We start from the raw sequence: 21,564 nt of genomic DNA on the forward strand, positions 1-21,564 counted from the left end.
TTCAACCCTGTTCCGGGCCCCCTCACGGGCCCGTCGGGAAAGGTCGGCATGTCCTTTCGTCATCTCACTTTCACGTCGGTGCTCGTCGCCGTCGCCGTCACCGCGGCAGGGCTCGCGGTCTCCACGACCAGCTCCGCGGCGACGCTCGACGACGGCCTGGTCGTGCACTACGACCTGACCCGGTCCTCCGGCGCCGCGGTACCCGACACCTCCGGGTTCGGCCGTGACGGCACGATCGCCGGCGACACCACCTGGCTGGGCGCGGAAGGGCTGCGTCTCGGTGGCGTGAACGGCCACGTCCGGTTGCCCGGCGACGTGACCCGCGGACTCACCGACCTCACCGTCTCGGTCCAGGTCGCGCTCGCGGCGGACCAGTCCGTCCCGTACTTCCTCTGGGGCCTCGGCAACTGGCCGGTCGAGCAGACCGTCGACAGTGGACGGAACCTCACGGCGGGAAGCCGCCGCACGATCACCTGCACGTTCGGCAACGGCGCCGCGACCCTCTACGTCGACGGCGTCCCGGTCGCCAGGAAGACCGGCGTGACCACCGTTCCCGCCTCGATCGGCGACGCCGTCGACCACTACCTCGGCCGCTCGGCCGACCAGCCCGGCCGGTACCTCAAGGGTGATCTCCGCGACTTCCGGCTCTACGGGCGGGTGCTGAGCCCCGGCGAAGCGCGTGAGCTCGCGAAGACGACCGCGTCGGAACGCCCCGCCGCCGACGTCGCGGCGCTCGATCTCGGGGACGTCTCGGCCGTGACCGGTGACCTCGCGCTGCCCGCGAAGTCACCGGGCGGTTCGGCGATCTCGTGGGCGTCGAGCAGGCCTTCGGTGGTGACGCCCGGCGGCGTGGTCACCCGGCCCGAGCCTCGGTCCGGCCACGCGACGGTGACGCTCACCGCGACCGCCTCCTACGCCGGATACACCGCCAAGCGCGACTTCACCGCGACCGTGCTGGAGGACATCACCGACCGGCAGAAGGTCGACAACGCGTTGAAGGACGTCGTGATCCACGACGAGGACGCGATCCGGGGCAACGTCACGCTGCCCGTGAAGGGCGCCCACGACGTCACGTTCACCTGGCAGAGCAGCGATCCCCGCGTGGTGACCGCCACCGGCGAGGTGACCCGCCCACCACACGGATCGCGGCCGCGCACCGCTCGTCTCTCGGTGCGGGCGACGAAGGGCTACACCACCGGCACCCGCTACTTCACGCTCACCGTCCTCCCGCTGCCGAAGAAGGCGGCCATGGAGGGATACCTGTTCGCCTACTTCACCGGTGAGTCCACTCAGGACACCGAACAGGTGCACTTCGCGGTGAGCCGGGGCAACGACCCGTTGCACTGGGACGAGCTCAACGGCGGCCGGCCGGTGCTGAGGTCGAAGCACGGCGAGACCGGCGTGCGCGACCCGTTCGTCGTCCGCAGTCCAGAGGGGGACAGGTTCTTCCTCGTCGCGACCGACCTGCAGATCAACGACGGCCGCGGCTGGGACGCGGCGATGCGGCACGGCAGCAGGTACCTGGAGATCTGGGAGTCGACGGACCTCGTGACGTGGTCGGACCAGCGCCACGTGCCGGTGTCGGACGCCACGGCCGGGATGACCTGGGCACCGGAAGCCACCTACGATCCGTTGATCGGCGCGTACGTCGTCTACTGGGCGTCCAATGTGTACTCGGCCGGCGACACGAACCACACCGGCTCGACGTATCCGCGGATGATGTACTCGACCACCCGCGACTTCCGCACCTTCACCCCGCCGCAGGTCTGGAACGACCCCGGCCGAGGCGTGATCGACTCCACCGTGCTCAAGGAAGGCGACTACTACTACCGCCTCGCCACCGACGAGCAGGTGATCGGCTCGTGCCCGCGGGACCTCGTGCTGGAGCGCTCGAAGGACCTGCGCGCGGTGGACCTGCCGGGCACCGAGCCGCGCAACTGGGAGCTGGTCGACGACTGCATCCGCACCCGGCTCGGCACCAGCTGGGTGGAGGGGCCGACGGCGTTCAAGTCCAACGACGGCAGCAAGTTCTACGTGTTCGTGGACGAGACACCGCGCCGCGGTTACCTCCCGTTCGTCACCGACTCGCTGGCGAACCCGAACTGGTCGATCCCGGCGGACTACCAGCTGCCCGCGAAACCACGTCACGGCACGGTGCTGCCGGTGTCGAAGGCCGAGCTGGAACGGCTGCGGCAGGGCCCGCCACCGCCGCGTGCCAACAAGAAGGGCGTGCTGGCCGACTACGACCTGACCGGCGGTTCGGGCTCGGTCGTCGCTGATCTGTCCGGAAACGGCCGTGCGGCAACGATCCGCGGTGACGTCACCCGGTCGCCGTCCGGACTGGTCTTCGGCGGGAAGGATGGCGGGCTGGACCTGCCGGACGGCCTGAAGACGGGGCTCAACCAGCTCACCGTGTCCGTGCAGATGTGGCTCGAGGACCCGGTGAGGGGTTTGCCGAGTGGAAATTGGCACACCGTGACGTGCACGTTGTCGAATGGCAGCGCTCGATTGTTCGACAACACCGTCGAATTCGCGAACGTGGGCGGTGTGACCGGGAAGTTGGACGACCTCATCGGCATCATGACGACGAACTCCGCCGGTGCGCGCTTCCACGGCAAGATGCGCAGGTTGACGATGTGGAACCGGGCTTTGACCGTGCCGGAGGTCGCCGCGCTGCAGCGCGGCCGGCGCTGAAACGGTCCCAGTTTCCCTGTGCACGTTCCCAGGGATTGCGGCGGCAAGCCTTGATTCGATCTCCGATGTGCTGTTCCATTTGGGATCTGTCGCCGCAATTCCTGACTGTGCACGTTCACGGGTCCTGGATCCGTGAACGGCTGACAACGTTGTCTACAGGAGTGCTCCTATGACTTGGCGATATCTCCGCGCGCTGATGGCCGGCCTGCTCCTGCTGGCCACCGCCGTGGTCGCGGCTCCGGTGGTAGCCGCGGCCGCGCCCACCGAGGCGGCGGCCGTCGGCCTGCGCGTGAACGGCACGCGGATCGTCGAGGCGAACGGTTCGACGTTCGTCATGCGAGGCGTGAACCACGCGTACGCCTGGTATCAGACTCAGACGAGTTCGTGGGCGAACATCAAGTCGTTCGGCGCGAACACGATCCGGGTCGTGCTGGGCAGTGGGCAGCGGTGGAGTGCCACACCTGCCTCCGAGGTCTCGCGGATCATCGGGCTGTGCAAGCAGAACAAGCTGATCTGCGTGCTGGAGGTCCACGACACCACCGGGTACGGGGACCAGAGCGGCGCCGCGACCCTGGACCAGGCGGCGAACTACTGGGTCGGCATCGCGAACGTCCTGAAGGGCCAGGAGAACTACGTCGTCATCAACCTGGGCAACGAGCCGTTCGGCAACAACGCCTCGGTGAGCTCGCGGTGGGCCAGTTCGACGAGCAGTGCGATCGGCAAGCTGCGTGGCGCCGGACTGCAGCACCTGTTGATGGCGGACGCGCCGATGTGGGGCCAGGACTGGCAGAACATCATGCGCAACAACGCCGGTGCGGTGCTCAACGCCGACCCGCAGCGCAACACGGTGTTCTCCGTGCACATGTACGGCGTCTACAACACCGCGGCGAAGGTCAACGCGTACTTCGACGCCTTCCGTTCGGCAGGGCTGCCGTTGGTGGTGGGCGAGTTCGGCGACCGGCACAGCGACGGTGACCCGGACGAGAACACGATCATGGCGCAGGCCCAGGCCCGCGGTCTCGGGTACCTCGGGTGGTCGTGGAGCGGGAACGGCAGCGATGTCGCCTACCTCGACATGGTCTCCTCGTTCAACCCCTCGCGGCTGACCTCGTGGGGTCAGCGGTTCCTCAACGGTGCCAACGGGGTCCGGCAGACCTCGAAGCAGGCAACGATCTACGGCTGAGCCCCGGTTGATGTCCACCGGACAAGCCGATGTCATGGGCTTGTCCGGACCGGACAGGTTGTGCCGGTGGGCCAGTCGGCGGTGTGACACCGGATTTCGAGCTGGTTAGAGTCCGATTTCTGGGAGCGCTCCCAGAAATCGGACTTCCCCTGTCAGTCCATCTCAGGAGGTCGTTTTGACCTGGCGATTTCTCCGAGCGGTGGTGGCCGGTCTGCTCCTCGCGGCCTGCGCGGTCGTCGCGCCGGTACCGGCGAGCGCGGCGGCGCCCACCCGGATCATGGCCCTCGGTGACTCCATCACCGGCTCTCCCGGCTGCTGGCGGGCGTTGCTCTGGAAACACCTCCAGGACACCGGGCACACCGACACCGACTTCGTGGGCTCCCTGCCGGCGCCCGGCTGCGGGTTCACCTACGACGGTGAGAACGAGGGCCACGGCGGCATCCTGGCGACGAACATCGTGCGGGACAACCAGCTGCCCGGCTGGCTGTCGTCGGCGCGCCCGGACGTCGTGCTGATGCACCTCGGCACCAACGACGTCTGGAGCAACATCCCGGCCGCCACGATCCTCAACGCCTACACCACGATGCTCGGCCAGATGAGGGCGAGCAACCCCGCGATCAAGCTGATCGTGGCCCAGATCATCCCGATGAACCCGTCCAACTGCTCGGCCTGCGGGCAGCGGGTGGTCGACCTGAACGCCGCGATCCCCGGCTGGGCACAGGCGAACAGCACGGCGGCCTCACCGATCACCGTGGTCGACCAGTGGACCGGGTTCAGCACCTCGGCCGACACCACCGACGGCGTGCACCCCAACACGACCACCGGCATCCAGAAGATCGAGGCCCGCTGGTACCCGGCCGTGGTCGCGGCGCTGGGTGGCGGCAGCACGCCGACCACCGGTCTGCACGTCGAGGGCACGCGGGTCGTCGAGGCCAACGGCACCCCGTTCGTGATGCGCGGCGTGAACCACGCCTACGTCTGGTACCCGACCCAGAACAGGGCCTTCGCGGACATGAAGTCCTTCGGCACCAACACGGTTCGCGTCGTGCTGGGCAGTGGCCAGCGGTGGGGACCGACGCCCGCCGCGGAGGTCACGAACGTCATCTCGTTGTGCAAGCAGAACAAGATGATCTGCGTGCTGGAAGTCCACGACACCACGGGTTACGGCGAACAGAGCGGCGCCGCGTCCCTGGACCAGGCGGCGACGTACTGGGTCGGCGTGGCCAATGCCCTGAAGGGCCAGGAGAACTACGTCATCATCAACCTGGGCAACGAGCCGTTCGGCAACAACGCGTCGGTCAGCGCCACCTGGGCGAGTGCCACCAGCAGTGCCATCAGCCGGCTGCGCGGCGCGGGTCTGCAGCACCTGATCATGGCGGACGCGCCGATGTGGGGCCAGGACTGGCAGAACATCATGCGCGACAACGCGGCTGCGGTGTTCAACGCCGATCCTCAGCGCAACACGGTGTTCTCCATCCACATGTACGGCGTCTACGACACCGCGGCCGAGATCAACGCGTACTTCGACGCCTTCCGGACCGCGGGCCTGCCGTTGGTGGTGGGGGAGTTCGGGCTCAACCACAGCGACGGCGACCCGGACGAGAACACGATCATGGCGCAGGCACAGGCCCGCGGCCTCGGGTACATCGGCTGGTCGTGGAGCGGCAACAGCAGTGACGTCGCCTACCTCGACATGACCAACTCGTTCAACCCGGCGAGCCTCACCCCGTGGGGCGAGCGGTTCCTCAACGGTGCCAACGGAGTCCGGCAGACGTCGAAGGAAGCCACCATCTTCGGCGGCGGAGGTGGTGGCGACACCCAGCCGCCGACCACGCCGGGAACGCCCAGTGCTTCCGGTGTGACGGCGACGGGCCTCACGTTGAACTGGAGCGCTTCGACCGACAACGTCGGCGTCACCGGTTACGACGTCTACCGCGCGGTGGGCAGCGGTTCGTTCACGCTGACCGGTTCGACGCCGTCGGCGAGCTACGCCGACAGCGGCCTGAGCCCGTCCACGACCTACCGGTACCAGGTGCGGGCCAAGGACGCGGCGGGCAACGTCTCGGCGGTCTCCGGCATCGTGTCGGTGACGACCAGCGCGGGTGGCGGCTCCGGCACGTGCAAGGTCGGCTACTCCGCGCCGAGCTGGGGCGGTGGTAGCGGGTTCACCGCGAGCGTGACCATCACGAACACAGGCACGAGCGCGATCGACGGCTGGACCCTGGCCTTCAGCTACGCGAACGGCCAGAAGGTCACGCTGCCCGGCTGGGGCGCCACGTGGGCCCAGTCCGGGGGCAACGTCACGGCCACGAACCTGAGCTGGAACCGCACGCTGGCACCGAACGGGTCGACCAGCATCGGGTTCAACGGCACCTACAGCGGCTCCAACCCGGCGCCGGCCTCGTTCACCCTCAACGGAAGCACCTGCACCACCTCCTGAACCGATCACCGGTGCGGACGTCAGCGCGTCCGCACCGGTGTCTGGTTCGATGACGACCATGACGGGGGATGCGCGTCATCCACGACTGGCCGGGCTGCTGGCCGGCCACGAACCCCTCACCACCCGCGAGGTGACCTGGGCCGGTGGCGCGATGCCACTGCGGGTCAGCGCCTACCCGTCCCCGGCCGACCTGCCCGAGGAGCTCGTCACCTCGGTGAGGTGCGTGGTGCGGGTCGGCGAACTGGTCGTCTTGTGCGAAAACGTCGACGGCGTCCATCCGCTGCCCGGTGGCCGGCGAGAGCCTGGCGAGTCCTATCTGGACACGGCGGTCCGGGAAGTGCACGAGGAGACCGGCTGGCTGCTCGACCGCCACACCGTGCGCCCGCTGGGATGGCTGCACCTCGAGCACCTCGCCCCGCGGCGTCCTGACTACGCCTACCCCTACCCAGACCTGCTCCAGATCGTCTTCCACGGCTCCGCGACGCACCGAGACGGCGGACCCGACGTCGCGTGGACCGACACCGACGGCTACGAACAGCACTCCCGCCTGGTCACCCTCGCCGAGGCACGCGCGGCGACTTCCCGCGATCTGCTGGCGCCGGTCTTCCTCGACCTGATCGAGGACCGGTCGCACTGACGCCGAAACGGGCCGGATGACAGCGTTGGCGGTCACCTGACGTCACCACCTGATGCTGTTGGGGTGACTTTTCTCGCCCGTCGATCGGTAAGCGCTTTCTGTCCCAATTGGGCTGGAAGGTCCTGTCGAGACAGGACGCGGCGATCCCGGTTGAGCCGAAATGCCTTCCCGTACGTACTCCCGATCATGCACGGCGTGAACGAGGAGGACGTATGACACACCGCGAAGCCGACAGACGGAAGTTCCGCCTGATCGCGTCGTTGTCGGCGGTGGCCGTGGTGGCCGCGGGTACCGCCACCGTGGCACTGGCGGCCAAGGACGGTGATCCCGCCCCGGTCGGTGCGTTCGTGCGCATCGAGCAGGTCGCCAAGAACGTCGTCAACCCGCAGGTGCAGCAGAACGGCGCCAAGGGCGTCTTCACGGTTGACTGCGGCACGAACGAGAACGGCAAGTTCAGCGCCGACAACCCGGTCGCCCAGCCGGGGCTGCCGCACGGTGCTCAGCACGTCCACGACTTCGTCGGCAACCTGTCGATCAGCGCCGACTCGACCGACGACAGCCTGGCCGACTCGGAAACCACCTGCAAGAACGGTGACCAGTCGTCCTACTTCTGGCCGGTCGTGCGGATCAACCCGAAGGCGAACGTGAACTCGTCCGGGTCGAACCCGGACAAGGTCAAGGAGGCGGGCGCACCCCACATCGCCTGCCCGTCGGTCAAGGACCGGCTGCCCGCCGTGCCGCAGCAGGCGCGCGGCGAGGTGGACCGCAACCTCGAACTGCTGGACAAGCAGCTCAAGGAAGCCAACGACCGGGTGGCTCGCAACGAGAACCCCGGTGACCCGAACTTCGTCAACAACGCGATCCTCAACCCGTTGCGCGACAAGCGGGTGGCCACGATCGACCGGATGGCCATCGCGATCGGCCGCAACGGGACCAAGCCGAACCTGACCTCGCTCGCCGACTGCGAGCTGTTCTTCGGCGCCGGACACGGCGGCAACGGCCAGGCCCCGCGCAAGTTCAGCGGCCAGCAGGGCGGCTCGCAGGAACACGGCGAGCACGCCGGTCACGGTCAGGCTCCGCAGAAGTTCGCGGGCCAGCCGGGCGGAAACGGCGATGACGCGACGCCGACCGTGAAGTGCCCCTCGGTGCGCGGCGAGCTGGGTGCCGTGCCGGACCAGGCGATCGCCGAGGTGGACCGCAACCTCGCGCTGCTGGACAAGCAGATCGCGGAGGCGAACCAGCGGATCGTGACCACCAAGGGACAGGGTGGTCCGAACTTCATCAACAACGCCATCCTGGGTCCGTTGAAGGACAAGCGAGTCGCCACGATCGACCGGATGGCCATCGCGATCGGCCGCAACGCCCAGAAGCCGCAGGGCCTGGAGCGCCTGGCGCCTTGCAAGCTCAGCAACGACAACGGCGGCGGGAACAACGGCGGCAACAACAACGGCGGTAACAACAACGGCGGTAACAACAACGGCGGTAACAACAACGGCAACAACAACGGTGGCGGCAACAACAACGGTGGGAACAACAACGGTGGCGGCGACGCCGCGCTGGCCGTTCCCTCCGGGCCGAACCTGGAGCTCGTCGGCAACAACGGCAAGATCGAACGGCCGGCCCAGGTGAAGATCGAGTACCGCGGCAACGCGGCCAGCAAGGTCACCGCCATGCCGAAGTTCCTGAAGATGATCGTCGGTGACGCGAAGCCGACCAGCCGCGGCCCGGCCAACGCCCGCGCCACGTGGACCTGCAGCGGGTTCGAGGACCGGCTGTCGGACAAGTACGTGATCTGCCCGAACGGCAGCAAGGTCATGCGTGTGCACGACTTCGCCAGCTGCTGGGACGGCAAGAACACCGACAGCGCCAACCACCGCGACCACGTCAAGTTCGCGGACAAGAACTCGGGCAAGTGCCCGAGCGGCACCAAGGCCATCCCGCAGCTGCGGATCAGCATCTCCTACAACATCCCGCGGGACGTGCAGGAGAAGGGCCAGTACCAGCTCGACGCCTTCCCGGAGGAGAACCACAACCCGTTCTCCGACCACAACGACTACGTCAACGTCAACTCCGAGGCGACGATGGCGCAGATCGTGAAGTGCGTGAACGACGGGCGCAAGTGCTCCTGACCCTCGTTTAGACGATGAAGGGACCCTTCATCCACCTCACGTGGATGAAGGGTCCCTTCCTCGCTCACACGCGCGGCGCGACCAGGTCCGTCAGCTTCGGTTGCTCGGGCAGGGTCGACGCCACGTACGGCGTCTCGGTGGTCGGTGGTGTGGGGCCGCGCAGGGCCTTGCGCCACACCCGCATCGCGTCGAGGATCACGACGATCACCAGCAGCGCGAACACCGCGGCCAGCACACCGTCCACAGTGGAGTTCGTGATGATCGCCTCCATCTGGTCGGTGTTCTTGGCCGGGGCGAGGAGCTTGTCCTGCGCGAGCGCGTCGGCGTACTTCTCCCGTTGCGCGAAGAAGCCGAGCTTCGGGTCGGCGCTGAACACCTTCTGCCAGCTGGCCGTCAGCGTCACCGCCACGTCCCAGGCGAGCGGAATCCCGGTGACCCAGGCCCACTTGACCCGCCCGCTCTTGATCAGCAGGGTGGTGCAGACGGTGAGCGCGATGGCGGCGAGCAGCTGGTTCGCGATGCCGAACAACGGGAACAGCTGGTTGATCCCGCCCAGCGGGTCGCTGACGCCGGCGTAGAGGAAGTAGCCCCACGCGAGCACCACGGCGGCGCTGCAGATCCAGAGCCCCGGCCGCCAGGACACCCGCGCGAACGGCTTCCACACGTTGCCGAGGCCGTCCTGCAGCATGAACCGGCCGACCCTGGTGCCCGCGTCCACCGTGGTGAGGATGAACAGCGCCTCGAACATGATCGCGAAGTGGTACCAGAACGCCTTCATCGCGTCACCGCCGAGGAACTCCGAGAAGATCTCGGACATGCCCACGGCGAACGTCGGCGCGCCACCGGTGCGGGCAACGAGTGTGCTCTCCTGCACTGCGGCCGCCGCGGCCTGGAGCTCGGCCGGGGTGATCGTGAAGCCGAGCTGGGTCACGGCCTCCGACGCCGACTGCACGGTCGTGCCCACGACACCGGCGGGGGCGTTCATCGCGAAGTAGATGCCGGGATCCAGCATGCAGGCGGCGATCAGCGCCATCACCGCGACGAAGGACTCCGCGAGCATCGCGCCGTAGCCGATGAGCCGGACCTGCGACTCCTTCTGGATCAGCTTCGGCGTGGTGCCCGACGCGATCAGGGAGTGGAAGCCGGACAGCGCGCCGCACGCGATCGTGATGAACACGAATGGGAAGAGCGACCCGGCGAACACCGGTCCGGTGCCGCTGAAGGCGAACTCCGTGAACGCCTCGGTGCGCAGCACGGGCGCGGTGACGAGGACGCCCACCGCGAGCAGCACGATGGTGCCGATCTTCATGAACGTGGACAGGTAGTCGCGTGGCGCGAGCAGCATCCACACCGGCAGCACGGACGCGACGAACCCGTAGCCCACCAGCCACAGCACGAGCGTCTTCGGTTCGAGGGTGAAGAACCCGGCCCAGCTGGAGGTCTGCACCCAGCCACCCGCGACGATCGCGGCGATCAGCAGGACGACGCCGATGACGCTCGTCTCGGTCACCCGGCCGGGCCGGAAGATCCGCAGGTAGAAACCCATGAACAGCGCGATGGGGATGGTCATGGCGATCGAGAACGTGCCCCACGGCGACTTCGCCAGCGCGTTGACCACGACCAGCGCCAGCACGGCCAGCAGAATGATCATGATGGCGAAGACGCCCACCAGTGCCGCGGCGCCGCCGATCGGGCCGATCTCGTCGCGGGCCATCTGGCCGAGGCTCTTGCCGTCACGCCGCATCGAGAAGAACAGGGTGACCATGTCCTGCACCGCGCCGGCGAAGATCACGCCGACGATGATCCAGATCGTGCCGGGCAGATAACCCATCTGCGCGGCCAGCACCGGACCGACCAGCGGGCCCGCGCCCGCGATCGCGGCGAAGTGGTGTCCGAAGAGGACACGGCGGTCGGTGGGCTGGAAGTCCACGCCGTCGTCGAGCCGTTCCGCCGGGGTGGCGCGGGTGTCGTCCACCTTCAGCACCCGCTTGGCGATGAAGCGGGCGTAGAAGCGGTAGGCGATCGCGTACGAGCCGAGTGCCGCGGCCACCAGCCACACCGCGGACACGTTCTCGCCCCTGGACAGCGCGAGCACCGCCCAGGCGACCGCTCCCACGACGGCGACGACCGTCCACACCAGGACTGATCGCAACCTGGTCTTGTTCATGGATCTCCTTGTCAGCGTTGAAAAGGGTGCGCGGAACCGCCCGGCCGCCCGAGGTTTCGGCGGCAGGTTCGGCGGGTGTGGGTCTCAGCTCAGTTCGGTGGCAGGCGCCCCATGCAGGCCCGCAGGCCCGCGTCCGGTGGCAGGTCGGTGGTGAACCAGCGCACCGGTCCGATGCGGCGGCAGCTCACCGTGACGTCGCGAGCGGCCAGGTGGGCCCAGGCGGTGGGATGGGCGTACACGGCGCCGTGCGGTGTCGCGTCGACCGCTCGCAGACCCCGGTGCAGCCGGCCGCGGGGCATGGCCCGCACCGAGAACTCACCGGAGTCGGCACAGCACAGACCGGTGACGTGCCAGTCGACCACGACCACCTCGTGCGGTCGGAGTGCGTTGCGCGCCAACACGTCCAGCAGGAACGTCACGACTCCTCCGGTGGGCTCGGGCGCAGCCGCAGCGCCACGGACAGGCACAGCACGGTCACCAGCAGGCAGCCGAACTGGTACCAGTAGAAGAAGGGCACGCCGGCCAGGCGAGGTTCGGCCCGTGCGTACAGGGGCACCGCCATGGCTGTGAGACAGGGCAGCACCAGCAGGGCCACCATGAGGGCAGGCCTCGAAGAGCTCCGCGACCGCACCGGCGCACCTCCTCCTGAGCGTGTGTTTCCCATGAGTTGCGCGAGTGACGCGTTCGGTTTACACAGACGCAGACTTTTTTCGTCGCGTATGTTGCGCCGGTGCCCGACGAGGAGGACGAGTCGTGACCGGAGTCGACGTGCCCGCGCTGCTGACGTTCGCGGCCGTGCTGGTGCTGACCTCCGCGGTGGCGGTGGCCGCGCGCCGGTTCTACCGCGCCGACGTGCTGCCGACGCCGGCGGACTGGGCGGTGGCGGGACGCCGGTTCGGCACCGTCACCACCTGGTTCCTGATGGGCGGGACGATCTACACGGCGTACACGTTCGTCGCCGTGCCGGGTGTGGTCTACGCCGAGGGCGCGATCGGGTTCTTCGCGCTGCCGTACACGATCATCGTGTACCCGCTGGCGTTCTGGTTGCTGCCCAAGCTGTGGCGGGAGGCCCGCGACGTCGGCGCGGTCACGATCGCGGACGTGGTGCGGGTGCGGTACGACTCGCCCGGCCTGGCGCTCGCCGTGGCGTTGACGGGGATCCTCGTGACCATGCCGTACGTGGCCCTGCAGCTGCTGGGGATCCGCACGGTGCTGACCGTCCTCGGCGTCTACCCGGCAGGCGTGATCGGTGACGTGATCCTCGGCGCGGTGTTCGCCGTGCTCGCGGTGGCCACGTACCGCAACGGACTGCGCGCGGCGGCGGTGATCGGTTTCCTCAAGGGCGTGCTGGTGTTCGCGGCGATCGTCGTGATCATGGCGCTGCTGGGGCCGCCCGACCGGTTGTTCGCCGAGGCGGAGCGGCGGTCGACCGGTCCGCCGGACCTCGTGTCGGCGGGCGTCGACGGCGGGGTGGTCACCACCCACCTCGATCCCGGCCTGTCGACCGCGTACGTGACCCTCGCGGTCGGGTCCGCGCTGGCGTTGCTGATGTACCCGCACGTGCTGACCGCGGCGTTCGCCGCGCGCGGTGAGCAGGTGCTGCGCCGCAACTCCGTGGCACTGCTGGGGTGGACGGCGTTGCTCGGGCTGTTCGCGTTGCTCGGGGTGGCCGCGCACGCGCTGGGCGTGGTCGTGGCGGAGGGCAGGGCCGAGCTGGCCGTACCGACGATGATCACGCAGCTCATGCCGGGCTGGGCCGCGGGCGCGGTCTTCGGCGCGCTGGCGATCGGCGCGCTCGTCCCCGCGTCGATCATGTCGGTCGCCGCGGCGATGTTGTTCACCCGCAACGTCTACGTGGAGTACGTGAACCCGAACACGACCCCCAAGCAGCAGACCTCGATCGCGCGGTTCGTGTCGTTGCTGGTCAAGTTCGGCGCGTTGGGGTTCGCGTTGTTGCTGGCCGCGCAGGACACGATCAACCTGCAGCTGCTCGGCGGGGTGTGGGTGCTGCAGACGTTCCCCGCGGTGGTGCTCGGCGCTCTGACGCGGAGGCTGTCGCCCGCGGGCATGCTGGCTGGCTGGGCCGTCGGGATGCTGACGGGCACCCTGCTGGTGACCTCCGGCGGGTTCTCGGCCGTGGTGGTCGTCGGCGGGCTCCAGGTCTACGCGGCGGTGATCGCCCTCGCGGCGAACCTGGTGGTCGCGTTCGGGGTGAGCGCGGTGTGGCGGCGGTGAGCGACGACCGGCCGGACACCGTCGAGGCGCTCGCCGCCCGGGACGCCGACCGGGAGGCCGCGCTGGCCGCCCTGTTCCACCGGCATCACCTGGAGCTGGTGCGGCTCGCCACCCTGCTCGGGGCGGAGTCCGACGCCGAGGACGTGGTGGCGGACGCGTTCTGTGAGCTGCACCGCGGCTGGAAGCGGCTGCGATCGGAGCAGGCAGCGCTACCCTATTTGCGTGCGGTCATCGTGAACCGGGTCCGGATGCGCGTCCGGCACCTGCAGGTCGTGCGCAAGCACGTCGAGTGGGTGCGTGAGGACGTGGCGTCCGCCGAGTCCCAGGCCATGGTGCGCGACGACCAGCGCGCGTTGGTGGCGGCGTTGCGCGACCTGCCGGAGCGGCAGCGCGAGGCGCTGGTGCTGCGATACTGGCTGGGGCTGAAGGAGGCGGAGATCGCCGAGGCGATGGGCATCAGCGCCGGCGCGGTCAAGGCGCACACCGCGCGTGGCATGGCGAAACTGGGCAAGACGCTGGAGGGGCAGGATGACGGCTAGCAGCGAGCAACGGCTGGAAGAAGCCCTCCGCGACGTCGCCTTCACGGTGACGGCGTCGCCCGGCGCCTACCGCGAGGTGCGGTCCCGGTGGCGCCGCAAGGAACGCCGCCGCCGGCTGATCGTCGCGGCACTCGCCACCGCGGTCGTCCTCGCGACCAACGGGATCGCGCTCTGGGCGCTCAACGACGCCAGCCCGGACCAGCACATCATCTTCACCGATCCGACCCACGCGCGCTGACCCCACCGGCTAACCCTGGCCATGAACGGCGCTTTCGTGGACCTCAGGTCCACGAAAGCGCCGTTCATGGCCAGCTCTCGGGGTACGGGGCGAGCGGGGATTGAAGCGTTTCAACTGACTGTCCGGTTGTGGACAGGCTTGTGTCGTGTGTCTTGACGTGACTTGGTGTGCCCACAACGCTGGCTGTCGCCTCGGGAATTGAAACGTTTCATCCAGCGACGAAGGTGGAGACGACGTGCGGCGACGGGTGTTCCTGAAGACATCGGCGGTCGGACTGTCAGCGACGGCGCTGCCGGTAGGGGTGGCAGGGGCAACGGAGGATCGGGCGAGCGGGTTGCGGGTGGTGCGCACCACGGTCGAGTACGCGGAGACGTTGCTGGGCACCGACGTCACGGCACCACGGCTGGGTTGGGTGCTCGCGGCGGGTGGCACCGGTGCACGGCAGACGGCCTACCAGGTGGAAGTCGGCACCGCGCCCGGACGCGCGGACGTGTGGCAGTCGGGCCGGGTGAAGTCCGATCGCACCACGGGAATTCCGTTCGGTGGCAAGGAGTTGCGGCCGCGCACGCGTTACCACTGGCGGGTCCGGGTGTGGGACGGCGCGGGCCGGTTGTCGGACTGGAGCACGAACAGCTGGTGGGAGACCGCCCTGCTCGGCACGCCGTGGCAGGCGCGGTGGATCGGCGCACCGGAGACGTCGATCGGTTTCGCCGGGGCCTCCTGGATCTGGTCGGCCACGACGCCGCCGGAGAGCCGGTGGTTCCGCACGACGGTCGACCTGCCGGCGGACGCGGTGCGCGCCCGGCTCGTCGCGACCGCGGACGACGACTTCACCTTGTACGTCAACGGAACCGAGGCGTTGCACGTGCCGCAGGAGATCGACGTCTGGAAAGTCGGGCAACGCGCTGACGTCACGCGTCTGGTGGGCAGGCGGATCGTGCTGGCTGCACGGGCCACGAACCGGTCAGCGGGACCGGCGGGACTGCTGTTGCGGCTGCTCGTCGACCTGCCTGACGGCCAGCGGGAGATCGTCACCGGGCCGGGCTGGAAGGTGGTCGAGACCGAGCAACCCGGCTGGCAGACGCCGGGCTTCGACGACTCGTCGTGGACGGCCGCGACCGTGCTGGACCCCTACGGGCAGGGGCCGTGGGGATCGAACGTGACGGTCCGCGAGCAGCCCGCACCCTTGCTGCGCAAGGAGTTCACGATCCGCAAACCGGTCAAGCGAGCCCGGCTCTACGTCAGCGGGCTGGCCTACCACGAGACCGAGGTCAACGGCCGGCGCGTCGGCGACCGCGTGCTCGATCCCGGTTTCACTGACTACGACAACACCGTGCTGTACGCCACGCACGACGTGACCGGGCTGGTTCGCAGCGGCCGCAACGCGGTCGGGGTGACGCTCGGCCGCGGCTTCTACGGCATGAAGACGCCGAACGTGTGGCGCTGGGAGCAGCCGCCGTGGCACGACGAGCCGAAACTGCTGGCACAGCTGGAGATCGACCACCCGGACGGCACACGCACCACGATCAACTCCGACGAGTCGTGGCGGCTGACCGACGGCCCCACGGTGTCGAACTCGCTCTACACCGGCGAGACGTACGACGCCCGGCTCGCGCCGCGCGACTGGACGAAACCGGGCTTCGACGACTCGTTGTGGCAGACCGCGCCGGTCCGGCCGGCTCCGAAGGGCACGCTGAAAGCCCAGGAGCACGAACCGATCCGGGTGGTCGAGTCGGTCACGCCGGTCGTCACCTCACCGAAGCCCGGCGTGTTCGTCGCCGACATGGGCCGCACGATGTCGGGGTGGACACAGCTCACGGTGAACGCGCCCGCCGGCACCTTGGTACGCCTCAAACACGGCGAAACGCTGAACTCCGACGGCACCGTGAAGATGGAGAACGGGCACGTCACCGGTGGCCGCATCCAGCTCGACGAGTACATCAGCGCGGGCGGCAACGGCACGTGGGAACCGAAGTTCTCCTACAAGGGTTTCCGCTACGTCGAGGTCACCGGCCTGACCGCGGCACCACGACTGGTCGGCCGGGTCGTGCATTCGGACGTGCCTCAGACCAGCACTTTCCGTTGCTCGGAGCCCCTGTTCGAGCAGTACGACGCGGCGATGCGCCGGACCGTCCTGAACAACCTGCACGGCATCCCCACCGACACCCCGACCTACGAGAAGAACGGCTGGACGGGCGACGCGCAGGTCGGCGCGCCGTCGATGCTCGCCGAGTTCGGCATGGCCAAGTTCTTCACCAAGTGGCTCGGCGACCTCGCGGACAGCCAGGACCAGGCAGGCCAGCTCCCGGTGATCGTGCCGAGCGGTGGCTGGGGCTACCGCGAACTCGCGCCCGCGCCGGAGTGGACGACCGTGTACCCGTTCGTGCTGCGGGAGATGTACCGGATCTACGGCGATGACCGCCTGCCCGCGCAGCACTGGCCGGTGCTCACCCGCTATCTGGACTGGGAGATCGCCAGGCTGCGCGACGGTCTGGCGGTGACCGCGCTCGGCGACTTCCTGCCGCCCGACTCCGGTGGGATTCCGCCCGAGGACACCCGGCTCACCGCGACCGCCTACCTCTACCGCGCACTGCTGCACACCGCCGAACTCGGTGACGTGATCGGCAAACCGGTTCCGCGCTATCGCGAGGTCGCCGCGAACCTGTTGGCAGCGTTCAACAAGACGTTCCTCGATCCGAGCGGCTACTACCGCACGGCCAAGGACGACGGTTACCGGCAGACGTCCAACGCCGTCCCGCTGGCGTTCGGCATAGTGCCCGCCGGATCCGTTCAAGCCGTGGCGGACAGGTTGGCAAGAGAGGTGCAAGCCAACGGCAACCACGTCAACGTCGGCTGTCTCGGCGCGAGCGTGCTGCTGAAGGCGTTGAGCGACAACGGACACGGCGCCGTCGCGCACGCCATGGCTGCCGAGCGGTCGTACCCGAGCTGGGGCCACTGGTTCTCCAACGGCGCCGACACCATGTGGGAGATGTGGGACACCGGCACCCGTTCGCGCAACCACTACTTCAAAGGCACTGTCGCGCAGTGGTTGTACGAGCACGTCGCCGGACTGGTGCCGGGTGACGCGGGCTACCGGACGTTCACGGTCAAGCCCAACGCCACCACCGTGTCCTGGGCACGGCTGGAGTTCGAGAGCGTGCGCGGGCGCATCGGCGTGGCCTGGGCCAAAGTGGACGGCGTGCTGCGGCTGACCGTCGACGTGCCGGTGGGGTCCACCGCCCAGGTGCACGTGCCCGGATCAGGGGTGAAGTCGGTGCCGCACGGGCGGTGGACGTTCAACGGAAGAGCTTGAGCGGAACCGCCTCGGCGAGCATGCGGTAGCCGGTGGGGTTGAGGTGCAGGTGGTCGCCGACGTCCGCGACCGGCAACAGTTGCCGCGGGGTTGCCGGGTCGCGGACGGCGGCGTCGAAGTCGATGACGGCGTCGAAGCGACGGCTGGTGCGGATCCAGCGGTTCACGGTCTGCCGGGCCTCCTCGCGGAAACCCTCGTCGTAGAAGCTGCCGCCGAACGGGAGGATCGTCCCGCCGTAGACCTGGATGTCGTGGGCGTGGGCCCGTTCGACGATCTGCTGGTAGGCCGCGATCAGGTCGTCCGCCACCTGTTTCTGGGCGGCCTCGGTCGTGGCCGCCGTGCCGATGTCGTTGACGCCTTCGAGCAGAATCAGCCACCGGACGCCGCTCTGCGCCAGCAGGTCGCGGTCCAGGCGGGCCAGCACGCTGGGCCCCAGGCCGTCGTTCAGCACGCGGTTGCCGCCCGCGGCCTGGTTCAGCACGGCGACACGGCCCCGCAACCGGTCGGCCAGCTGGTCGGGCCAGCGGTTGTTGCCGTTGGTGGTGGAACCCCGGCCGTCGCTCAGCGAGTCACCGATCACGACGAGAGCCGGCGCGCTCGACCACACCTCGATGCCGCTGAGGAAGTACCAGTGGTCGGTGGGCGTGGCGCCGGGCAGGTCCGCGGCGTCGGCGTGGTTGCCCGCCAGCAGGTGGGACGTGGTGCGGGAGCCGGGGTGCGAGGTGATCTGGTTGGACGCCTGCCCGCGGGCCAGGTAAACGGTCACGGTGACGTTCGTGCCCGGCGACAGGGCGAAGTCCAGCGGGTCGGACAGGACGAGCGCGCCGACCGGAACGTCCACTGAGGACCGTCCGTTGAACGTGACCCGTCGCAGCGTGGCCGGTTGGATCGCGCTGACGCCCGCACGGCCGCCTTGGGGGAGCGCGATGGTGACCGCGGTGATCGGCAGCACGGCGCCGCCGAACGCGTTGGAGAAGCGCAACCGTAGCCGCCGCCCGCCGGTCGTGACCCGGACGGTCTGGCGCAGCGTGGCATCGGCCAGCACCAGACCGTCCTGGGTGAAGGGCGGAGGCGGCATGTTGTTCGGTTCGGTCAGCTGGGGCATGGACGTCCAGGTGTTCACCCAGCCGGTTCGCGCCGTTGGTCGGGCTTGCGCGACGGCGGGGGTGAGCACGCCGGTGGCGGCCAGACCGAAGAACGAGCGCCTGCGCATCTTCCACGCCCTTTCGGTGAAGGAACCGAAAGATCAACCTAGAAGGGCGTGCGAATGAGCGTCAATCACTCACGGTTTCGAATCGATTTCCGAAACTTCTACCGCGCGGACAGTGGTGAGACCGTCACGAAATCGATTTCGGGGGCGAACTTCGAGCGTTGGCCGTACTCGTTGTACGTCCTTCCGTCCCAGTTCGGCAGTTCCTTCGAGGTGAACTTGATCGTGTTGACCCCGGCGTTCAGCTGCACCGGCACGGCCAGGTCGCGGAACTGGTTCGCGTGGAACGTGGTGGGGAAGTCGACACGGCGCGGAGGCATCCCGTTGATCGAGAGGTCCGCGTGCCGCGCGACCGGGTCGGGGTTGTAGTGGGTGGGAATGGACTCCTGCGCGTTGGCGTACCGGATCACGAGCACGTGCTGACCCGGCCGGGTGGCGTTGACCTTGAGCGTCAGCGAGTTGGCGGGACCGTCACCGACAGCCGTCACCACGCCGCCGGAGGCGAACGAGAAGTCGGTGCTGACCCGGGCCGCACCGGTCAGGGTGCCGCTCTCCGCCTCGACCTTCACCGGCGCCGGCTGCAACGCGGGAGAGGTGCGCACGCGGTCGAGTCGAAGACCGCCCACGGTGCTGGTGACCTTCAGCTGGTTGATGCCGGCTGACAGGAACAGCGGCACGGACTGGGTTCCGTTTTGCGCACCGACGAGAAGTCCGTCGACGTTGCGCCCGTTCAGCTGCACCGACGCGAGACCGCCGCCGGTGTGGTCGAAGGACACGGTCGAGTAGCCGTCGCGGTCGGAGTGGACCCAGAACGTCGCCGACTGTCCCGAGCCGATCCTGGCGACGCCGGGGCCGGACGCGCTCTGGACGTTGTACTGGGCCTTGGCCTTGGCGAGGTCCGCGTACTCGGCCTCGTAGACCGACCGTCCGTCGGTGTTCGCGTCGACCGCGGTGACGTCGATCTTGTCGATGATCGCGTCACCACGGGTGGCGCCGAGCTGCGGGTCGGACGCGGCGAGCGTGATGGTGTGCTTGCCCGCGGCCAGTTGAACGCGCGTGTCGGTGTGGTCCCACACCACCCACTCGTACGACACCGGCAGACGCAGCTCCTGCGGCCGTTCGCCGTCGATCCGCATGAAGACGTTGGTCGGACCCTGCTGCACCACGCTGGCGTACTTGTTGTGCGTGCTGGAGAAGACGCTCAGGTCGTAGACGCCGGTGCTCGGCACGTCGATGTCGAACGACAGCACGACGTTCGAGCCGGTGCGCAGGCCGCCGACGTTGTAGTTGCCGGAGGTCGCGAACTTGCTGACGTTCCGCGGGCTGCCTTCCGGGCCGTTGAGGCTCCAGCCGGTACCGGTGTGCCGGGCGTTCTCGGCCTCGTAGGTGCGGCTCCACGGCACGGAAACGGCCGTCGTGCTGCCACTCGCGCCCGGGCTGATGATCACCTGGTACGCCGACATCTCCTTGAGGTCGGTGAACGGGAGCACCACGCTGCCGTCGGACGCGACCGCGAGCCTGGTGTCCAGCAACGGGCGCGGTTCGGGGGAGTCGCCGACCTGGCCGGTCCACGGGATCTCGCGGACGCTGGCGTGCACCGTGCTGCCGAACACCTTCCGGTCCACGTTGGTGAACTTGACGTCGGCCGCGCCGTTCGCGCCGCCGAAGATGACGCGGGACTGGCGCTTGTCCTTGTCGAGCGATGCGATGCCCTGCAACGTGTACTGCTGGCCCGGTGAGGGCGGGGTGACGCGCACCGTGTCACCGGTCATCTGGCCGTAGGCGTTGAACAGCCACCACTGGCCGTTGCCCTTGTTGGCCTCGACGGTCGAGTCGTTGAGGTTGCCGTCGATGTTCCAGTACGCCAGGTCGGCGTCTACTTTGGACTCCTCGATCGCGGACATCCACTGGATCATCTGGCCGGGTACGGAGAGGTGGTAGCGGTAGGCGTACTCGTCGATGTTGATCGGCAGCGCGGAGATGCCGAGCTCGCGTTCCCAGCCGCGGTACTTCGCCACGCTCTTGCGCACGACGTCCGGTGACGACAGCTCGTGCCAGGTCATCACCTCGGGCAGGCAGTTGTTCGCCTTGCAGTACTGCAGGAAGCCCTTGACCTGGTCGTAGAGCAGCGAGGTGTTCGGCCCGGCGATGCGGGCCTTCGGGTCCATGCTCTTGATGAGGTCGTGGATCTGCTTGTACTCCTCGAAGAAGTACTTCGGGTCGTTCAGCCAGCTGATGTTGTTGTAGCTGTACTGGCCGGTGCCGTACCAGTTGCCTTCCGGTTCGTTGAAGGGCACGTAGACGATGTGATCACGGTTGCCGGAGCTGAGCACCTGACTCACCTGCGACCCGACCTTGGCACGGAAGTCGTCCCGGCCGGCCTGGCCCTGCGCGCGCTGGTAGGGAAAGCCCCGGTAGATGTCCGTCATGTAGATGTAGACGTCACCGCCGCCCGCGGCCACCCACGGACCGGCCACCTCGAGCGCGTCCGCGCCGGGGTGCTGGGGGCCGTCCTGGGCCTTGGTGGCGAGCGTCTTCGGGTAGAACCCGGCGAGTGCCGCGTTGCTCGGCACGCCGGGGCCGTACACGCCGTAGAGCGAACCCGCCGCTCCGCCGTGGAACGCGCCGGTGCTCGCGGCGAGATCGACGGTGAGCGTGCTGGTGGCAGCGGCACTCGTGGTCATGGGGAGCAGGGTGGCCGAGACGAGTGTCGCGGCGAGCGCGAGCACAGTTCCTCGTTGAACCATGGGGACTCCGAACGAAACAGGGGGACACGGAG

14 protein-coding genes are annotated in these 21,564 nt (G+C 68.6%); 9 read left to right on the top strand and 5 right to left on the bottom strand.

Going from position 1 to position 21,564, the window contains the following annotated elements; translation table 11 throughout:
• Positions 1–78: 78 nt before the first annotated feature.
• The 5 genes from G7043_RS37855 (at position 79) to G7043_RS37875 (ending at position 9,083) form a co-directional block, all read left to right on the top strand.
• Positions 79–2,694, top strand: coding sequence for an immunoglobulin-like domain-containing protein (locus tag G7043_RS37855; protein ID WP_166053487.1), 2,616 nt, complete (start codon positions 79–81; stop codon positions 2,692–2,694).
• Between the two features lie 169 nt (positions 2,695–2,863).
• Positions 2,864–3,877: a glycoside hydrolase family 5 protein gene (locus G7043_RS37860; protein ID WP_166053488.1), complete on the top strand. Its 1,014-nt coding sequence runs from the start codon at positions 2,864–2,866 to the stop codon at positions 3,875–3,877.
• A 175-nt stretch (positions 3,878–4,052) separates the two neighbouring features.
• Entirely contained in the window at positions 4,053–6,317 is a 2,265-nt protein-coding gene (locus G7043_RS37865) for a cellulase family glycosylhydrolase (protein ID WP_166053489.1), read from the top strand.
• Positions 6,318–6,375: 58 nt separating this feature from the next.
• The gene (locus G7043_RS37870) at positions 6,376–6,954 is read left to right on the top strand and encodes an NUDIX hydrolase (protein ID WP_166053490.1); all 579 of its coding nucleotides are present in this window, start codon (positions 6,376–6,378) and stop codon (positions 6,952–6,954) included.
• Positions 6,955–7,166: 212 nt separating this feature from the next.
• Positions 7,167–9,083 (top strand): DUF1996 domain-containing protein, encoded by a 1,917-nt coding sequence (locus G7043_RS37875; protein ID WP_166053491.1) that lies wholly within the window; start codon positions 7,167–7,169, stop codon positions 9,081–9,083.
• Positions 9,084–9,147: 64 nt separating this feature from the next.
• Here the strand turns inward: G7043_RS37875 and G7043_RS37880 are convergent, their stop codons facing one another.
• The 3 genes from G7043_RS37880 to G7043_RS37890 form a co-directional block, all read right to left on the bottom strand.
• Positions 9,148–11,250 carry a carbon starvation CstA family protein gene (locus tag G7043_RS37880; RefSeq protein ID WP_166053492.1) on the bottom strand — a complete coding sequence of 701 codons (2,103 nt, stop codon included), beginning with the start codon at positions 11,248–11,250 and terminating at the stop codon, positions 9,148–9,150.
• Between the two features lie 89 nt (positions 11,251–11,339).
• Positions 11,340–11,669, bottom strand: a complete 330-nt coding sequence (locus G7043_RS37885) for a hypothetical protein (RefSeq protein WP_166053493.1) — start codon at positions 11,667–11,669, stop codon at positions 11,340–11,342.
• Entirely contained in the window at positions 11,666–11,914 is a 249-nt protein-coding gene (locus G7043_RS37890; RefSeq protein ID WP_313888270.1) for a DUF3311 domain-containing protein, read from the bottom strand. Before G7043_RS37890 ends, G7043_RS37885 begins: the two co-directional genes overlap by 4 nt.
• A gap of 89 nt (positions 11,915–12,003) precedes the next feature.
• Here G7043_RS37890 and G7043_RS37895 point away from each other — a divergent pair, with 89 nt between their 5' ends.
• The 4 genes from G7043_RS37895 (at position 12,004) to G7043_RS37910 (ending at position 17,575) form a co-directional block, all read left to right on the top strand.
• Positions 12,004–13,485 (top strand): sodium:solute symporter family protein, encoded by a 1,482-nt coding sequence (locus G7043_RS37895; RefSeq protein WP_166053494.1) that lies wholly within the window; start codon positions 12,004–12,006, stop codon positions 13,483–13,485.
• Positions 13,473–14,024, top strand: a complete 552-nt coding sequence (locus G7043_RS37900) for an RNA polymerase sigma factor (protein WP_166053495.1) — start codon at positions 13,473–13,475, stop codon at positions 14,022–14,024. Before G7043_RS37895 ends, G7043_RS37900 begins: the two co-directional genes overlap by 13 nt.
• Positions 14,014–14,262, top strand: coding sequence for a hypothetical protein (locus G7043_RS37905; RefSeq protein WP_166053269.1), 249 nt, complete (start codon positions 14,014–14,016; stop codon positions 14,260–14,262). Before G7043_RS37900 ends, G7043_RS37905 begins: the two co-directional genes overlap by 11 nt.
• 235 nt (positions 14,263–14,497) lie before the next feature.
• Positions 14,498–17,575, top strand: a complete 3,078-nt coding sequence (locus G7043_RS37910; protein WP_166053497.1) for a family 78 glycoside hydrolase catalytic domain — start codon at positions 14,498–14,500, stop codon at positions 17,573–17,575.
• Here the strand turns inward: G7043_RS37910 and G7043_RS37915 are convergent.
• Together G7043_RS37915 and G7043_RS37920 are read right to left on the bottom strand one after the other, a co-directional pair.
• Positions 17,559–18,788 carry an SGNH/GDSL hydrolase family protein gene (locus tag G7043_RS37915; protein WP_166053498.1) on the bottom strand — a complete coding sequence of 410 codons (1,230 nt, stop codon included), beginning with the start codon at positions 18,786–18,788 and terminating at the stop codon, positions 17,559–17,561. The two genes, G7043_RS37910 and G7043_RS37915, sit on opposite strands and share 17 nt — an antisense overlap.
• 98 nt (positions 18,789–18,886) lie before the next feature.
• Entirely contained in the window at positions 18,887–21,532 is a 2,646-nt protein-coding gene (locus G7043_RS37920) for a hypothetical protein (RefSeq protein WP_207312243.1), read from the bottom strand.
• Positions 21,533–21,564 lie beyond the last annotated feature (32 nt).

The organism is Lentzea alba (assembly GCF_011067745.1).
Lineage (GTDB): Bacteria > Actinomycetota > Actinomycetes > Mycobacteriales > Pseudonocardiaceae > Lentzea > Lentzea alba.